This is a genomic window from Leeuwenhoekiella sp. NPDC079379 (genome assembly GCF_044542075.1).
Classification (GTDB): Bacteria; Bacteroidota; Bacteroidia; order Flavobacteriales; family Flavobacteriaceae; genus Leeuwenhoekiella.
In genome coordinates this window covers 471,540-487,712 of sequence record NZ_JBITTU010000002.1, presented here as the reverse complement: position 1 = coordinate 487,712, position 16,173 = coordinate 471,540, and the positions used below count along the sequence as shown (strand labels likewise).

The following is a 16,173-nucleotide window of genomic DNA, read 5'->3' as shown; positions in this document are numbered from 1 at the left end:
AACAGTTTTCTTCGTAATTTAGATTCTGAAAAACCGTTTAATTTATGCGCTTACTTTTATTATTTTGCATCTCGATAGGTATTCTTAGTTGCACAGCAGACAAAAAATTAGAACTTTCAAAAATTGAAGATTTTCCTTCTCAAATTATAGGCTGTAGCTGCTATTATGCGATGAGCGAAGCAGATTTTTCTACACAAAAGTTTATCTACATTGATAAATATGGTGAAGAACCTGGTATGATAAACGTAAACGGAAATCTAATAGCCGTAGATCCTAATAATAAGGACCCCAAGAATTATCAAATTAAAATTGAAATTGATCAAGAGGTTCAGTTAGATCAGGAATTATTCCATAAAGAGGGAGTACTTACGGTATTAGCGCCAGACGGTGCTAAGTTTACTACTCCTATTTATGGAGAATGTGGCTGTTAAACAGAAATTTTATGATAGAAATACAGCAACCTGAAGTATGGCTGCGAGGTCCCATAGAAAATATACCTCCTTATTTGCAACCTGCAGCACACGCATTAAAACAAACTCAAGAAGACCTTGACTATTGGTTAACAGATTTTGAAGATGTTTATCTCTGGGAAAAGCCTGCCGGTAGAGCAAGTGTAGGATTTCATTTACAACACATTACAGGTGTATTAGACCGAATGATCACCTATTCAAAAGCACAAACGTTATCTAAACAACAATTTGATTACTTAAAACAGGAAGGAATTAAAAATTACGACACAACCACAGCACAACTTATAGCTACTTTTCATATTAAACTAGATGAGGCTTTCTTGTACTTTAGTACGTTGAAGGATGTTGATTTGCTTCAAAAGCGTGGTGTAGGTCGCAAAGAACTCCCATCAACATTACTGGGTCTTCTTTTTCACGCTGCAGAACACAGTCAACGGCATTTAGGACAATTACTGGTAACCACAAGTATTTTAAAAACTTCAAAGTAATTAGCTTTATTTTGAAGTGATTTTTCTCTTTAAAGAAAATAAAACCAATTCATAAGGAATTTCGTATTTTCAGTTAAATAACTCTTTTAAATCGTAATTCTTGATATCTAAAACCGAGTTCCCTACCTCTGTTGAGCAAATTGATGAAATTCATAAAGCACAGCTACTTTTTTATAGAACTAAAGCGACTCTTTCTATAACTACGCGGCGCCAAAAACTTCAATTGCTTAAGGAAGTTCTACTAAAATATGAGGTAGAAATTTGCGATGCACTCTATTCAGACTTTAAAAAGCCTTTATTTGAAAGTCAAATTACCGAATATATTCTTGTATTGCGTGAGATTAAACGCGCACTAGATAAGCTCAATACTTGGGTAAAGCCTAAATACGTTAGATCAACGATAGTCAACTTTCCTTCTCGATCTAAAATAATTTTTGATCCATATGGCACCGTGCTTATAATCGCTCCCTGGAATTATCCTTTTCAACTTATAATGGCTCCATTAATAGCGGCTATAGCTGCTGGAAACACTGTTACTTTAAAACCCAGTGAACTTACTCCAAGTACATCAAAACTTGTAGCTAAACTAATATCTGAAGTTTTTGAGCCCGATTATGTAGCTGTTGTGCAAGGTGGTGTTGAACAATCTCAAAAACTATTAAGTCACAAATGGGACTATATCTTTTTTACAGGAAGTCCTAAAGTGGGTCAAATTGTTTATGAGGCTGCAGCTAAAAACCTTACTCCTGTCACCCTAGAATTGGGCGGTAAAAACCCCTGTATTGTTGATGAGACTACTCCTTTAAAATTGGCTGCAAGACGTATAGTCTGGGGAAAATTTGTTAATGCCGGTCAAACATGTATAGCGCCAGATTATCTACTCGTAAATAAAACGATAAAAGCTGAATTCATAACCTATCTAAAAGATGAAATAATACGTGCCTACGGACAAAACACACAGGAATCACCAGATTTCCCGCGTATTATCAATGAATCTAATTTTGACCGTCTTGAAAAACTGATAGATAAAGACCGTATTGTGTACGGTGGCCATCTTGATAAAACAGATTTGTTTATCTCTCCTACAGTATTAGACTTTCATAAAACAAAAAGTCCTCAAGATTTACAGAACCTGCCTAAGGCGATGCAAGATGAGATTTTTGGGCCTGTACTTCCAATAATTAGCTATTCAAGTACAAATGAACTTGGCGAATGGATTGAAAAATTTGAAAAACCGCTGGCGCTTTATATATTTTCAAAAAATAAGAAATTAATAGATTTTATATTAACAACTTATTCCTTTGGAGGTGGTGCTGTAAATGATGTAATCATTCAGTTTACAAACGACAGATTACCTTTTGGCGGTGTAGGTAAAAGCGGAATGGGAGCCTATCATGGGTATAAATCTTTTGAAACATTTTCGCATAAAAAATCAATTGTTTCGCGTGGTACCTGGTTAGATATTCCGTTTAGGTATGCTCCCTATAAAGATAAATACCAATGGATTAAAAAGTTAAGTAACTGGCTTTAATTATTAGCGATTTTATTTTTTAAAGCATACAAAACAAGACCTATCCTACTGCGTACTTCTAATTTTTTAAATAAAGTATCACGATAATTATCTATGGTTTTAGGACTTAAGCACATATCACTGGCGATTTCTTTATAGGTTTTATCTGAGCAGGCCAGTACCATAAATTCAAGTTCGCGCTCAGAAAAATTTACGTGCTCTTCATCATTTTGCTTGTTAGAATACCCTTTTAAAAGCGCTGTAGTAACATTATCTGTATAATAATGACCCTTTTTAGCCACTTCAGTTAATGCATGATTTAATGTATCTGGGTGTATGTCTTTTAGCAAATAACCTTTACTCCCTGCTTTGAGCATTTTAATGATAGTTTCCTCGTCATCATCCATAGATAAAGCGATAGTTTTAATATCAGGCTTATGTTCATTAAGCCAATTAATTGTTTCAAAACCATTCATCACCGGCATATTAATGTCGAGTAAAATAATATCAGGATCCTCTGTTGCAGTATCTAACTTGTTTATAAGATCGTTACCATTACGCGCCATAAACGACACGCTAAAACCTTCAAAACTATTTATTAACCCCTGAAGCGATTGAGCAAAAAGTATATGGTCATCTACGACTCCTACTATACAGTCTTTCATAATTTGAGGAATATGGTTTATTAGATTGTCAGTTATAAATTTAAGGAAATAAAATGAATATTATTTTTGTAGATATCTGATATTAAGAATTGTACCAACACCTTTCTCAGAAAATAAATCGAAATGTGCATTCAATAGTGCTGCTCTGCTCTTCATATTTACTAATCCCGAGCTTGAGTACCCCTGGTCTATATCAAACCCTACTCCATTATCTGATACTTGTACATGCAATTCACCCGGTAAATAATTAAATATAAACTTTAAGCTATCTGCCTTAGCGTGTTTAATCACATTTGTCATAAACTCCTGTATAATTCTAAAAAGTATAAGATTATCATCTTGCGGTAAATCCCAGCAATCACCACTTACTTCAAGACTTGTTTTTAGAATACCTAGCTTTTCAAGGCGCGTAAGCTCATTCTCGGTACTTTTAATAATACCTAGTTGATTAATTACTTCTTTGTTGAGACTACGTGAAAGTTCTCGTATTTCTTGTAATGATTTAGCTACCAGACTTTGTATTTCTGAAACAATTGCTACCCCTTCTGGCTCCTGCTGTTTGAGCAATACGTTAAGCTCAAGATTAGCTACAGAAAGTAATTGTCCTATGTTATCGTGAAGTTCCCAACTTACATTTTTTAACGTCATCTCTTGTATTTCAAGCTGCGTACGCGCGACTTCTTCTAGATATTGTAATTCGGCTTTATTACGATCGGTTATGAGTTTTATTTTTCGTTTTTGAAATAATGTAAATAGAATAATTACCAAAATGAAAAGTGTAAGTAAAACGGCAGAGCATACAATAATAAGTACTTCAAAGGACTCGCGAAACTGCTCTTGCTCAAAAACTTGCATTAGGTTTACGTTTTATGACTTAATCTACTTATTTAGATAAATTTAATTGTAAATAATAAACTAAAAGTAATTAAATACCTTGTAATAAGACTATTAAAGATATAATTCAACAAACCTATATATATCTGGTCTCTATTAAATTTATTTTTATAGCTGTCTTTTTTTAAGTGGGTGCTCGATAGCATTTCTGTCTGCGCGTATAAACGCAATAGAAAAACAACAATATTGAATACAATTAATTAGAAATAACATAACGCTAAGTATTATAGGATTTTCTTTAGTCAAAAATAATAAAGCAATATAAAATGGTAAGTAAGTAATACAATACACTAAAATACCAAATGATACCCAGAAATAAGGCGACAATGTTATGTGTAATACTACTTCGCGGTTAAGCATTTCTATAAAATAAAATGCCACAGTGATAATTAATAAAAATGTACCTAAGGCAAAAGAATAGGTAGCATGATCTAAGACAAATCCCTCAAGTATAGAAACATCTGCAATCCAAAAGAAAACATAAATGATAAAAAATACTTTTACAAATTGCTTCCTGCGCTTACTTATGAGCAAATTATGATACCAGCCTAAGAAAAATGCAAAATGTAGAAGCACATAAATATTATACAATAAAACATTAGGGACTCCTAAAAGTTCATAAGATACGCCAGCTAGAAACTCATTTAAAACCACATAAACAAGAAAAAATAATATATACTTAAACTGAAAATTTTTAAATTCCCTGTATTTTACAATACCTATAGCTACAGCTATAAGTTCTAGGTATTGAGAATAAGAGCCTAGCTCATTCATACAAATCTAGTTTAATAATTAGATGCCGGTGGAGTTCGTGCATGACCCATATTAAGTGGAGCGATTTGTAAATCACTGCCACCTTGTACCGGAGCCAGATTTATTAAGATTGTCCCTTCTTTTTCTGAACTTGTACCTGTAGGAACGATAAAAAGGGTTGCAGCACCCGCTAATTTGCTAACTCCATAATTAGTAGGATATGCTCCTTGATAAATACGCAAACCTTCAACATTCATACCCTTCTCTTTAGCCTGCGATTTTGCATACGCGATATACGCTTCTATATCTTCTAAAGACCACCAGCTCGATCTGCTTTCTTCCGTTCCTAAAGATTTTTCAAGCACACGCTGTCTGGTATCTGTATATGTCTTATCTAGGAGTTTTGCTTCTTCGATTGATATTACACCACTGGGAGGCTTAACCGTACTCATTGCGCTATCTGAGCAACTTGCATACATTGCTAATAAAAATGTAATTGATAAGGCAAATTTGAATTGCTGCTTTCTCATTATTTATAATTTTACAATCTCCTTCTAAAGTATGTCTTTATAATTTTATAAAAATGGAAAGAATAAAAATAGGGGGAAATTCCCCCTCATAATGAGTTATTTATATCATAAATAACCTATGATTGATTAAAAATCAAAATATGTACAAGTATTATTTTTACTAATATCTAAACATTAAGTTATAAAGAGATTAATTTTAAAATTACACCTGTCATTGGCTTTGTTTGTGAAAGCCTACATAATCCTGGTTCCTGTATTTGTAAAATTCTGGGATAACCTCCTGTAACCTGACAATCGCGCATAAGCGCTATAAGATTACCACCGGGCGTGAGTTGAATTGTTCCCGGTAAAACTGGGCCTGTAGTAATACCTTTTAATGTATTTGGTAACAATTCTTTAAACGGGATTGCCATTCTATTACCGGCAGGAGTTAATGTAAAATCTCCTGTAAACAAACGCTCTTGTATAAGCTGAGGAAGTAAATAAAATTCTGGCCCTTTATAAACCGGTATCTCATTACTATATAATTGTTCATTTTCAAAAACAACACGTGCACCTGCATAACTACCTGAATTTGAAACTGAAATTTCTAAAATATCATCTTTCTGCAAACGAGGAGTATCTGTAATTCCCTCATAAAAACTACGACTTCCTAAAACTGTCTTTGAATTAAAACCTCCACTTACCGCTAGATAAGCTCTAAACCCCTTTTTTAAAGCTTTAAAACTTAATACTGTATTCTTTCTAACGTGATATGCTTTGGCGTTAGACAAAACCGTATTGTTAAGATAAACCTCAAATTCTGCTCCACAAATACAAATTTGGGTTGCATCTTTAAAATGCAACTCAGGACCAGTCATTGTAATTTCTAATACTGCCGCATCTTTAGGATTATTAAGTAATAAATTAGCTTTAGCTGATGAAAAACTATCCATAACGCCACTTACAGGAACGCCATATTGAGAAAAATCCTGCCGACCTAAATCTTGAATACTGGTATAAAATCCCGGTTTAATTACGTGTACTTCATTCATCAATCTCGGGATTTAACTGAAAGTTTCCATTATCTATTTCGTCGTTAATCTGATCGTATTCCTGTTTTGAAATTGGGTGAAATTTAATGCGATCGCCAGCTTCAAAAATGCTCGGTTTTTCTGCATTTACATCAAACAAATTTATGGGTGAATTACCTATAATTTGCCAACCCGCCGGAGAGCTTTTTGGGTAAATTCCGGTTTGATTTTCGGCTATGCCAACAGCTCCTTTTGATACCGCTTTTCGAGGTTCATTTTTTCGTGATGTAGCAAGTCGGTTATCCATTCCGCCCAGGTATAAAAAACCGGGTAAAAATCCCATAAAATAGAGCGTATAAATAGGTGCTGTATGCAGCTGAATCACTTCGCTTACCGTTAGCGATTTTAGAGCTGACAAAGCCTCCAGATCAAGGCCAAATTCGAGATCATAACACACCGGTATTTTATATAAATTTCCTTTATAAATTTTAGACTTAATGCTGCTAAAATCAAAAGTATGAAGCGCTTTTAAATCATCATAGACATATTCTATTGAATAGTTATAATTTATTAATAATGAGTTATATGTGTTATTTATATAAACCGTTGATTTAATAATATTTTCATCTAAAAAATCTTTTACTTCCAGGAGCCAAAACAAGTTTTCAGGAGCTATTTTAAAATCCCATTGCAGCAAAATACTACGCTCTCCAAATCTGTTTATTTTAGGTTTTAAATTCAAATTACGGTTTGTATTTTAATAGCATTCGAATTTAATTTTTCGTTTAAGAGCTTCAGGATTTCTACAGCTTTTGGCGTATCACCGTGCACACAAATAGTATTAATCCTTGCGCTTATAAACTCGCCAGAAAACGCCTTTATTTTATTGTCTTTAATCATCGTAATTACGTGCTCAAACACTGTATTTTTATCTGTTATTACAGCCTCTGGTTTTACTCTTGACATCAGACTCCCATCAGCCTCATAATTGCGATCTGCAAAAGCTTCATAAATCACCTTAATTCTTCCTTCTGCAACGCGACTCATCGTAGAATTAAAAGGTGCATAAATTGGTGTCGAAGGATATAATTCTTCAATTAAATCTGTTATAAATTCGGCATAACTTTTATCTCCTGCACATAAATTATAAAGTGCTCCGTGAGTTTTAATATGATGCAAGTCTACCTCGTGTTGTTTGCAAGCTTTCGCAACTTTATCTATTTGTTTTCGTAGTGAAATGCCTAATTCTTCAAAAGATATTGGCATAATTGTTCTCCCAAAATTAGCCCGATCAGGAAAAGAAGGATGCGCCCCTACTCCAACATTATGCTTTTTTGCAAGTGCAACTACGCGATTTATGGTTTCTACATCTCCCGCATGTGAACCACAGGCAAGATTGCACGAACTTATATAAGGCATCAAAGCTGCCTCATTACCTATGCCCTCGCCCAGATCGCAATTAATATCTATAAAATGAGTTTCTAATTTCATAAAATTCCTAAGACACTTAAAATTGCACGCGTTCCTAAAATGACAGTAATTAAGAGTATAAAAAGACTTACAGCATTTTTAAATTTAGAATTTCGGTAAGATCCTAATAATTCAGTTCGATTTGCCAGCCAGATTAGAATACCGGCAATTACGGGTAATAAGATACCATTTGCGATTTGTGCAAATTGTATGATTTGTATGGGTTTAATACCAAATGCTGCCAGAGTTACTCCAAGAAATAATATAATCATCCACGTTAATCTAAAATAACGCGATTTAAGTCCTTGTTCTAAGTTTAAACATCCTTGTGCTACATATGCCGCTGCAAGTGGCGCAGTAATCGCAGAAGTGATTCCTGCGGCGAACAGCCCTAATCCTATGCAGTAGCGAGCCGCACTTCCATAAAGAGGCTCTAAACTTTGAGCCAGACCGGCTGCGCTATTAACATTTTCTCCATTTAAGGAACTGGCCGCTATAATCACGCACATAGATACCAAGCCTCCCAGAATTACAGCTACTATAGTATCTCTTCGGGCTGCGGGAAGGTCTGTCTTGTTTTTCCATTTTTGATTTACCAGCGAGGCGTGCAGAAATAAATTATAAGGTACTACCGTAGTCCCTACTAAAGCGACAATCATTAAAATGCTTTCATCAGGAAACGATGGAATAAAACTATTTTTCAGTAATTCTAAAACGTCTGGTTCAGTTAAAACTGCAGTAATTACGAACGATAGACTCATTAAAATTACCAATACAAGAAATACCTTTTCAAGCACTTTGTAATTGCCTATATACAATAGAATAAAGGCTATACCTCCTATTAGAAAGCTATACCCGTTTACAGGAATTCCCTCCACAAAAAACACTCCGCTATTTCCTAGTGCCTGTAACCCCAGAACTCCACCGCTTATATTACCACCTTCATAGGCGGCATTGCCTAATACAATCGCTGCTAAAACAAGGCCCAAGATAAATTTACGCAATATCCCGGGTGGTAATTGCGTACGTAACACTTGAGAAAGTCCCATTTGAGAAACCAAACCTATACGTGCCGCGGTTTCCTGTAAAATTATAGTCGCTACAATAGAAAGCGTCATCGCCCACAACAATGTAAACCCAAATTGTATACCGGCTAACGTACACACAGTAACCGTACCGGGACCTATAAAGGCAGCGGCGATTAAAGCTCCGGGACCTATATTTTTAAAAGGATTTCGCATAAATAAATCGTAAGTTTTAAATATAAAAATAATGTTGCGCTACACGAAGCAATACAACACCAAAAACAGAATGAAAAATATACAACACTTAAACGATTAAAGCCTTAATTTAGAGTCATTAAGCTAATACCTATACGCTCATGAGCTCCAGAAAAGAAAATAAAATTTACAATTCGTTTAATTTAAATTACAATTCTGATAATGGTGTGTGGTTACATCAAGGTAAAACCTTACGAAGAATTGTAGGGACGGCAGGTATGCTTCTACCCATATTATTACTGGCTATTTCCTTAACATTTTTTGAACTTCATGGTCCTTTAGAATCTATAAGTCATTATTACTTTACCAGAGCCTCTACCCTTTTTACAGTTATTGTGAGCCTTATTGGTATTTTCTTAATTGTTTATAGTGGTGAAGAGCCTATTGACTTTTGGGTATCTAATATAGCAGGCTTTTTTGCACTCTGTGTTGCATTTTTTCCTACCACAAATTTAGCCACAACCTGTTGTGATGTAGCTATACCTTACGCCGTAACGTATTTTGAAGAACAGACCGAAGGCTGGCGCTCCCTATTTCATTATTTTTCTGCTGCTGTTTTTTTACTTGCATTGGCGTTTATGTCGCTATTTCTATTTGTAAAATCTGATACGCCAAAAGGAAAACGCTGTATTGAAAAAGTACGTCGCAACCGGGTTTATCGTATCTGCGGAATTTTAATGCTTGCAGCAATATTCGTTATTCTATTAGGTACTTTAGGAGTAATAAATCAGGAATTTTATGATAATTACAAACTCACCTTCTGGATGGAAGCCTTGGCTGTAGAATGCTTTGGCTTTAGTTGGCTGGTTAAGGGAGAAGCTCTAATGGGTGACAAATAAAACTTAAAGTTTGAGATTACTAAAAAGTGAATGCATATAAGTGGTACATTTCGTTTAAAATTAAAGACCTTCTTTTATGCATCTAAAAGCATTATATTCTTTTGCTATACTTCTTTTAGCAATCACAGCCTGTGATACAGCCTCTTCTGATGATGAAAATCCTGAAACGCAAAATCCTGCACTCCGTGTGCAAATAACTACTAATACGGCCACACCATTTATAGATTACATACTCGAAGCTGAGATTACAACCTCTAATTCTATTAAAGAAGTTGAAGTCACAGATGATGGTGGAGCTTCGTATTCGGCAAGAGAATCTAGTGAACCAGACGGACAGGGAACTCAGTTAAAATTATATTTCAGTTATGCCACTTTAGGAACACGTAAATTAGAGTTTAAAGTCACAGATATCTACGGTCAGGTAGTGCCTTTTAGTGAAACCATTACGGTAACCCGTGGCAATGCAGTACGTATTCTTTCTGCGGAAGTGATTTCGTTTTATAAAAAAGATCAAACCTGGGACCCGGAGTTTGCAGACACAGATGTAAACAGACTTGCAGATGTGGGGATTGCTCTTCTAAAATCAAAACTTAACGACCGCTTTGGAGGTACTGATTACACGATGTACAGATGGCACACTTCAGAATCTCGTCAAAATCAATCTGATCTGTTTTTTGATTTAACTGAAGAAGATTTGTACATCGATTTAAATAAGGAAATTAGGATAGGTATTGGTGATGACGATGGCGGCAATATATCACAATCTTTAATTCCTGATTTCCCAGACTATCGAATAATAGATCTTAAAACCTACGCTACAACACGACCCAAAGTCATTACACTTAAAGATGAATCTATAGATCTTGAAATTAAATTTACAGTAGAATGGCCTCAGGGCTAATCTCACTTTAACCCATAAGAAAACCCGCTAAGCAAAGAGTTTAGCGGGTTTTTATTTTAATAGTCTTAAAGTTTATTTCTTTATTTCTTTATTTCTTCAAGTTTAACTTCTTTACCATCTTTATCTAATAATACGACTTCATCAAAACCCATACTTTTAAATTGCTGGTATTGTGTTGCTGCATCCCCTACGACCAGATAAGCCATTTTAGACTCATCCAGATATTTATTGGCTAATTCCTTATGCTGCTCTAAAGTCATATTATTAATAGTTGACTCTTCTTTCTCAATATAATTAGCATCAAGACCATAAGCACTGCGCTCTTGCAACATTCCTAAAAGCGAACCTTGAGTTTCAAAGCGACGCGCATTTGATTTAATTAATGCATTTTTAGTAAAAGCAAGATCTTCTTGAGAAATGCCAGATTTGTACTTAGCAATCTCATCTTTAAAAATACCTACAGACTCTCCGGTGGTATTGGTACGTACACTTGAAGAAGCTGTGAACGTTCCTGGTATTTTGGTTCCACTAAAGCCCGAACGTGCCCCATAAGTATACCCCTTCTCTTCACGCAGAACAAGGTTTACATTACCCGAGAAAGAACCTCCTAGCTTATAATTCATAACCTCAGCAGCATAGAAATCTGCATCAGTTCGTGGCATAGCTATGTAACCTATATTAATAACAGATTGCTTTGCATTAGGCACATCTACAAAATAAAGAGAGGCTTTATCTCTATTATTAGCAATGGGAAATTCTGGAATAGTCACCTCTTTTGCTTCCCAATTTTTCTTAAGACCTTCAAGTGCTGCAAGTGCCTCACTTTCTGAAACATCACCTACAACATGAAATTTACTTATCGAAGGTGAGAAATACGCATTATAGTAATTCTTAAGATCTTGAATAGTTAATGCTTCAACAGATTCTACTGTACCTGAGGTAGGTTGTGCCAAGGGGTGATTTTCACCATAAAGCATTTTATTATAAACGCGGTTAGCAATTACTTCAGGATTTGCATCAGAACGTTTTATACCATTTATAGTGCTTGTTTTAATACGCTCAAATTCTTTCTCATCCCAGCGTGGCTGTAACAAAATCTCTTCTACAAGTGCCATTGTTTTCTCATAATTACGGGCTAAAGTATTACCGCGTATAACAATAGATTCATTAGTAGTATACATATAAATACTTGCTCCCAGTCGATCTATTGCTTTCTCTAATTCAAGCGGTGTTTTAGTAGCGGTACCTTCCATTAAAATATCGGTCATAAGATTTGCTACACCGTTTTTACTAAGATCGTCTAATAAATGACCGCCATCAATTACGAGGCTGAAGTTTACTAACGGCAACTCATTTTGAACAATACCATAGACTTCCATCTGATTTGGCAAGTTAGCTGTCCAGGAATCCGGAATATTTAATTTTGGCGTATCACCCATTGCAGGTGGCACAGAACGATCAAATTTTGAAGGTGTTTTTTCAATCACCTTGTCAGACTCTACAATTTCTGTTTTTACATTTTCAGTAATTTCTTCTTCAACTACCTCGGCTTTTTCAGAATTTTCTGCAATAAGTTCTAATTGGCCTTTAGGGACAAAACTGGTTAATATAAAAGGTTTGCCTTTGATATATTTCTCATAAACACGCATCACATCTGCTGCTGTGACATCTTTAATATTTTGAATGTCTTTTTCTATATAGCTAGGGTCACCTGCAAAAACATCATATTGTGCGAGCTGAAATGACTTACCTAAAACACTGCTTATACCGTTGTAAAATTCGGTTTCCTGCCCTGCTTTAATTCGCTCAATATCACTTTCTTTAACCCCTTCTTTTTCAAACAGCGCAAAAGCCTTTGTAATACCACTTTCTACACTATCAAGATCTACACCTGAGTTTGCAGTCACTGAAACTCTAAATTTTCCGGCGATTTGATCTGCTCCATTCCAAGCATACGGCTGTGAAGCCACCTCCATATCTTCAACTAAAACACGATATAATGGTGCATTTTTTCCGTCTGAAAGTATTTCGCCTAAAAAATCAAGTGCATACGCATCATCTGTATATTGCTCTACCGCTGGCCACACCATATTTAATTGAGGAGCTGTTGCAAAATTATCTTCGTGATATAAACGCTTTGTTGCATCTAAAGAAACATTCTGAACTTCTAAAGGAGCCACGTCCTGACGTTTTTTTATCTCACCAAAATACTTCTCTACAAGCTCTTTTGCATTAGCATCGTCAAAATCTCCTGCAATTACCAGCGTAGCATTATTAGGACCGTAATATTTGTCATAAAACTCTTTTACATCTGCTACGGTAGCGTTTTGTAAATCTTCTAATTCACCAATAACCTGCCAGCTGTACGGGTGGCCGTCTGGAAATAAGTTCTTATCAATTACCCAACTCGTGTGACCGTACGGATTGTTATCTACACGCTGGCGTTTTTCATTTTGAACAACTTCTTGCTGGTTTGCAAAAGCAGATTCTGTTACTGTATTAATTAAGAATCCCATACGGTCTGATTCTAACCACAAAACCGTCTCTAATGCATTATTGGGTACTACTTCATAATAAACCGTACCATCTTGCCAGGTACCACCATTAAGCGTCCCACCGGCATCTTGTATGGTTTTAAAGAACTGATCTTGCGGTACATTTTCTGACTCCTGAAAAAGCATATGCTCAAATAAATGGGCAAAACCGGTACGCCCTTTCTTTTCACGATTAGATCCTACACCATACTGAATTGCTACAGATACAATAGGATCACTGGTGTCTTTGTGTAAAACAACGTTTAAGCCATTTTCTAGTTCATACTTCTCATAATCGATAGAAAGCTTAGCCTCTGCGATATCTTCATTCTTTTCTGCTTTATCATCACAGGAAATAAGTGATACAACAAATAGAGACAGCATAAGTGCTACCGGTGTCCATTTAGTTTTGATCATTGATTTTTGTTTTTGATTAATAAAATTTGAAATACATCATTAGCTCATTGAAAAAGACGCATTTACCGATGTTAAGTTACAAAATCGTTAAACTATTTATAGTGAAGTTTCAAAAAGACTGAATTTAATGTAATTAATAAACAAACTGCTAAACCTACCCCAACCAGCCCTCACGATCTAAACTCCTGTATTGAATCGCTTCGCTAATATGATGACTTTCTATATGCTCAGAAGCTTCTAAGTCTGCTATTGTTCTAGATACTTTTAAAATACGATCATAGGCGCGAGCCGAAAGATTAAGTTTTTCCATAGCAGACTTTAAAAGATTTTTTGAGTTCTCATCTAATGCGCAGTAGTTTCGAATTTGTTTGACACTCATTTGTGCATTATAATGTACACTGCTGTTTTCTTCAAAACGTTTTGTTTGCAATTCGCGCGCTGCGCTTACCCGTTTTCTAATATCAACACTACTTTCTGCTCTGCGCTCGTCTGAAAGTTTGTCAAAAGGAACCGGAGTTACTTCTATATGAATATCTATACGGTCTAAAAGCGGACCACTAACTTTACTCAAATAGCGTTGCATTTCTGCAGGTGTACTGGTAACCGGCGCATTAGGATCATTAAAATAACCTCCAGGACTCGGGTTCATACTCGCTACAAGCATAAAACTGCTGGGATAGGTCACTGTAAATTTTGCTCTTGAGATGGTGACTTCCCGATCTTCAAGGGGTTGCCGCATAACCTCAAGAACGGTACGCTTAAATTCGGGTAACTCATCAAGAAATAAAACACCATTATGCGATAAGGAAATCTCACCGGGCTGCGGGTAGGCTCCACCACCTACTAATGCAACATCAGAAATCGTATGATGCGGACTCCGAAACGGCCGTTGTGCCATAAGTCCCACGTGTTCACGCATTCTACCAGAAACGCTATGAATCTTTGTTGTCTCAAGCGCTTCCCTTAAAGTCATAGGTGGTAATATAGAAGGCAAACGTTTTGCCAACATTGTTTTACCTGCTCCCGGCGGACCTATTAAAATTATATTATGTCCACCAGCAGCAGCAATTTCCATACAGCGTTTAATAGATTCCTGGCCTTTTACATCAGCAAAGTCAAAATCTGGATGTTCTAAAGCATTAAAAAACTCACTGCGGGTATCTACAATAGTACGCTCAAGTTCTGCGCCCGCATCAAAATGGTCAATAACCTGAGAAATAGAATCTATACCATATACTTCAAGATCTTTAACGATGGCTGCCTCACGAGCATTTTGGCTGGGTAGTAGAAATTTTTTAAAGCCTTCTTCCTGTGCTTTAATTGCGATAGGCAGTGCACCTCGTATGGGTTGTAGGCTTCCATCTAAAGACAACTCACCCATAATAATGTATTCATCCAGATGTTCAGCATTTATCTGTCCACTGGCAGCGAGTATTCCTATTGCAAGTGTTAGATCATAGGCACTTCCCTCCTTCCGCATATCTGCAGGTGCCATATTGAGTGTAATTTTTTTTCCTGGAATTTTAAGATTGTTGTTTTGAAGCGCTGCGGCAATCCGATAATTACTCTCTTTAATCGCATTATCGGGAAGTCCTACCAGATGATAACCTATTCCTTTATCTATATGAACTTCTACCGTAATTGTTGTGGCTTCTACACCGAAAACTGCTGATCCATAAACCTTTGTGAGCATAACTTTAAGTTGGTTTTCTAAAGAAACAACATAATTTTTAACTATACCAACCTAATTTTCAACAAAATAAAATCTGAATTTTAAAGTTTAAGCTATATCTAGCATTTTAGAATAGGTCTTGAAACTTATGATTACATTAGAAATTTATAGAACTATTCTACTTAAGGTTATCTACTACAATTAAAGTCTTTTACGTATATTAAGAATCGGCCAACTTGCATATGTTTACTAAATCAAAACCTTCTCTAAAATGACTCAACCTGCCACATTCACCACACTTATTTTATTCTCGCTATTATCTAGCCTTTCTGCCAATGGGCAACAACTAACAGATGCTGAATATGAAGAAAAAGGAAAATATATATGGGAGCATTTTGTACCGCAGTCAGGGCAGGCAAAATTTGTACAGGGTGAGCTGTTACGCGCAATAGAAAAACTACGAGATGAGGCACAGCGCAATGGAAACGGTAATTTTAATAATCAATGTCACAGTCTACTTGTTAATTATTTAAGAAGTAAATTAACAGATACAACTCTTTTTTCTGAAGAAAAAATTCAGGGGATCAATGCTGAGTTAGACTTGTTAAATAACGCACAGGCTCCTTACACACACGATGCACCCTATGATTATATTACAAATAGGATTATAGACTGGTTTATGTATTATGGGGAAACATTAGAACACAATCCCAATCCCAAACTGAAATGTTGAAACA

Annotated in this window: 16 protein-coding genes; 6 read left to right on the top strand and 10 right to left on the bottom strand. The window is 35.7% G+C overall.

Annotation, left to right across the window (positions count from 1 at the left end):
* The first annotated feature begins 44 nt into the window (after positions 1 to 44).
* The 3 genes from ACIGAM_RS05465 (at position 45) to ACIGAM_RS05455 (ending at position 2,489) form a co-directional block, all read left to right on the top strand.
* On the top strand, positions 45 to 431 hold the full coding sequence (locus ACIGAM_RS05465; RefSeq protein ID WP_396510448.1) for a hypothetical protein: 387 nt from the start codon (positions 45 to 47) through the stop codon (positions 429 to 431).
* A gap of 11 nt (positions 432 to 442) precedes the next feature.
* Positions 443 to 958 carry a DinB family protein gene (locus ACIGAM_RS05460; RefSeq protein WP_396510447.1) on the top strand — a complete coding sequence of 172 codons (516 nt, stop codon included), beginning with the start codon at positions 443 to 445 and terminating at the stop codon, positions 956 to 958.
* Positions 959 to 1,058: 100 nt separating this feature from the next.
* Complete coding sequence (locus tag ACIGAM_RS05455; protein WP_396510446.1) at positions 1,059 to 2,489, top strand: aldehyde dehydrogenase; 1,431 nt, start codon at positions 1,059 to 1,061, stop codon at positions 2,487 to 2,489.
* Here ACIGAM_RS05455 and ACIGAM_RS05450 read toward each other — a convergent pair.
* The 8 genes from ACIGAM_RS05450 to ACIGAM_RS05415 all read right to left on the bottom strand — a co-directional run bounded on the left by ACIGAM_RS05450 (position 2,486) and on the right by ACIGAM_RS05415 (position 9,034).
* On the bottom strand, positions 2,486 to 3,133 hold the full coding sequence (locus ACIGAM_RS05450) for a response regulator (protein ID WP_396510445.1): 648 nt from the start codon (positions 3,131 to 3,133) through the stop codon (positions 2,486 to 2,488). The two genes, ACIGAM_RS05455 and ACIGAM_RS05450, sit on opposite strands and share 4 nt — an antisense overlap.
* A 60-nt stretch (positions 3,134 to 3,193) precedes the next feature.
* A complete protein-coding gene (locus ACIGAM_RS05445; protein WP_396510444.1) occupies positions 3,194 to 3,988 on the bottom strand; it encodes a sensor histidine kinase in 795 nt (264 codons plus the stop codon).
* A gap of 147 nt (positions 3,989 to 4,135) precedes the next feature.
* Positions 4,136 to 4,801 (bottom strand): hypothetical protein, encoded by a 666-nt coding sequence (locus ACIGAM_RS05440; protein ID WP_396510443.1) that lies wholly within the window; start codon positions 4,799 to 4,801, stop codon positions 4,136 to 4,138.
* Positions 4,802 to 4,812: 11 nt separating this feature from the next.
* Positions 4,813 to 5,310 (bottom strand): hypothetical protein, encoded by a 498-nt coding sequence (locus ACIGAM_RS05435; RefSeq protein WP_396510442.1) that lies wholly within the window; start codon positions 5,308 to 5,310, stop codon positions 4,813 to 4,815.
* 179 nt (positions 5,311 to 5,489) lie between these two features.
* Positions 5,490 to 6,344, bottom strand: a complete 855-nt coding sequence (locus ACIGAM_RS05430) for a biotin-dependent carboxyltransferase family protein (RefSeq protein ID WP_396510441.1) — start codon at positions 6,342 to 6,344, stop codon at positions 5,490 to 5,492.
* Positions 6,337 to 7,065: a 5-oxoprolinase subunit PxpB gene (gene pxpB / locus ACIGAM_RS05425; protein WP_396510440.1), complete on the bottom strand. Its 729-nt coding sequence runs from the start codon at positions 7,063 to 7,065 to the stop codon at positions 6,337 to 6,339. Before pxpB ends, ACIGAM_RS05430 begins: the two co-directional genes overlap by 8 nt.
* Positions 7,062 to 7,814 (bottom strand): 5-oxoprolinase subunit PxpA, encoded by a 753-nt coding sequence (gene pxpA / locus ACIGAM_RS05420; protein ID WP_396510439.1) that lies wholly within the window; start codon positions 7,812 to 7,814, stop codon positions 7,062 to 7,064. Before pxpA ends, pxpB begins: the two co-directional genes overlap by 4 nt.
* Positions 7,811 to 9,034 (bottom strand): Nramp family divalent metal transporter, encoded by a 1,224-nt coding sequence (locus tag ACIGAM_RS05415; protein WP_396510438.1) that lies wholly within the window; start codon positions 9,032 to 9,034, stop codon positions 7,811 to 7,813. The genes pxpA and ACIGAM_RS05415 overlap by 4 nt, the downstream gene beginning before the upstream one ends.
* Before the next feature lie 140 nt (positions 9,035 to 9,174).
* On the opposite strand from ACIGAM_RS05415, the gene ACIGAM_RS05410 reads away from it, so the two are divergent.
* Positions 9,175 to 9,912 (top strand): hypothetical protein, encoded by a 738-nt coding sequence (locus ACIGAM_RS05410; RefSeq protein WP_396510437.1) that lies wholly within the window; start codon positions 9,175 to 9,177, stop codon positions 9,910 to 9,912.
* Between the two features lie 76 nt (positions 9,913 to 9,988).
* Positions 9,989 to 10,813, top strand: coding sequence for a hypothetical protein (locus tag ACIGAM_RS05405; RefSeq protein ID WP_396510436.1), 825 nt, complete (start codon positions 9,989 to 9,991; stop codon positions 10,811 to 10,813).
* 80 nt (positions 10,814 to 10,893) lie between these two features.
* Here ACIGAM_RS05405 and ACIGAM_RS05400 read toward each other — a convergent pair whose 3' ends face one another.
* Positions 10,894 to 13,764: a M16 family metallopeptidase gene (locus ACIGAM_RS05400; RefSeq protein ID WP_396510435.1), complete on the bottom strand. Its 2,871-nt coding sequence runs from the start codon at positions 13,762 to 13,764 to the stop codon at positions 10,894 to 10,896.
* A 154-nt stretch (positions 13,765 to 13,918) separates the two neighbouring features.
* Complete coding sequence (locus tag ACIGAM_RS05395; protein ID WP_396510434.1) at positions 13,919 to 15,457, bottom strand: YifB family Mg chelatase-like AAA ATPase; 1,539 nt, start codon at positions 15,455 to 15,457, stop codon at positions 13,919 to 13,921.
* Positions 15,458 to 15,707: 250 nt separating this feature from the next.
* Here ACIGAM_RS05395 and ACIGAM_RS05390 point away from each other — a divergent pair, with 250 nt between their 5' ends.
* A complete protein-coding gene (locus ACIGAM_RS05390; RefSeq protein ID WP_396510433.1) occupies positions 15,708 to 16,169 on the top strand; it encodes a hypothetical protein in 462 nt (153 codons plus the stop codon).
* Positions 16,170 to 16,173: the final 4 nt, after the last annotated feature.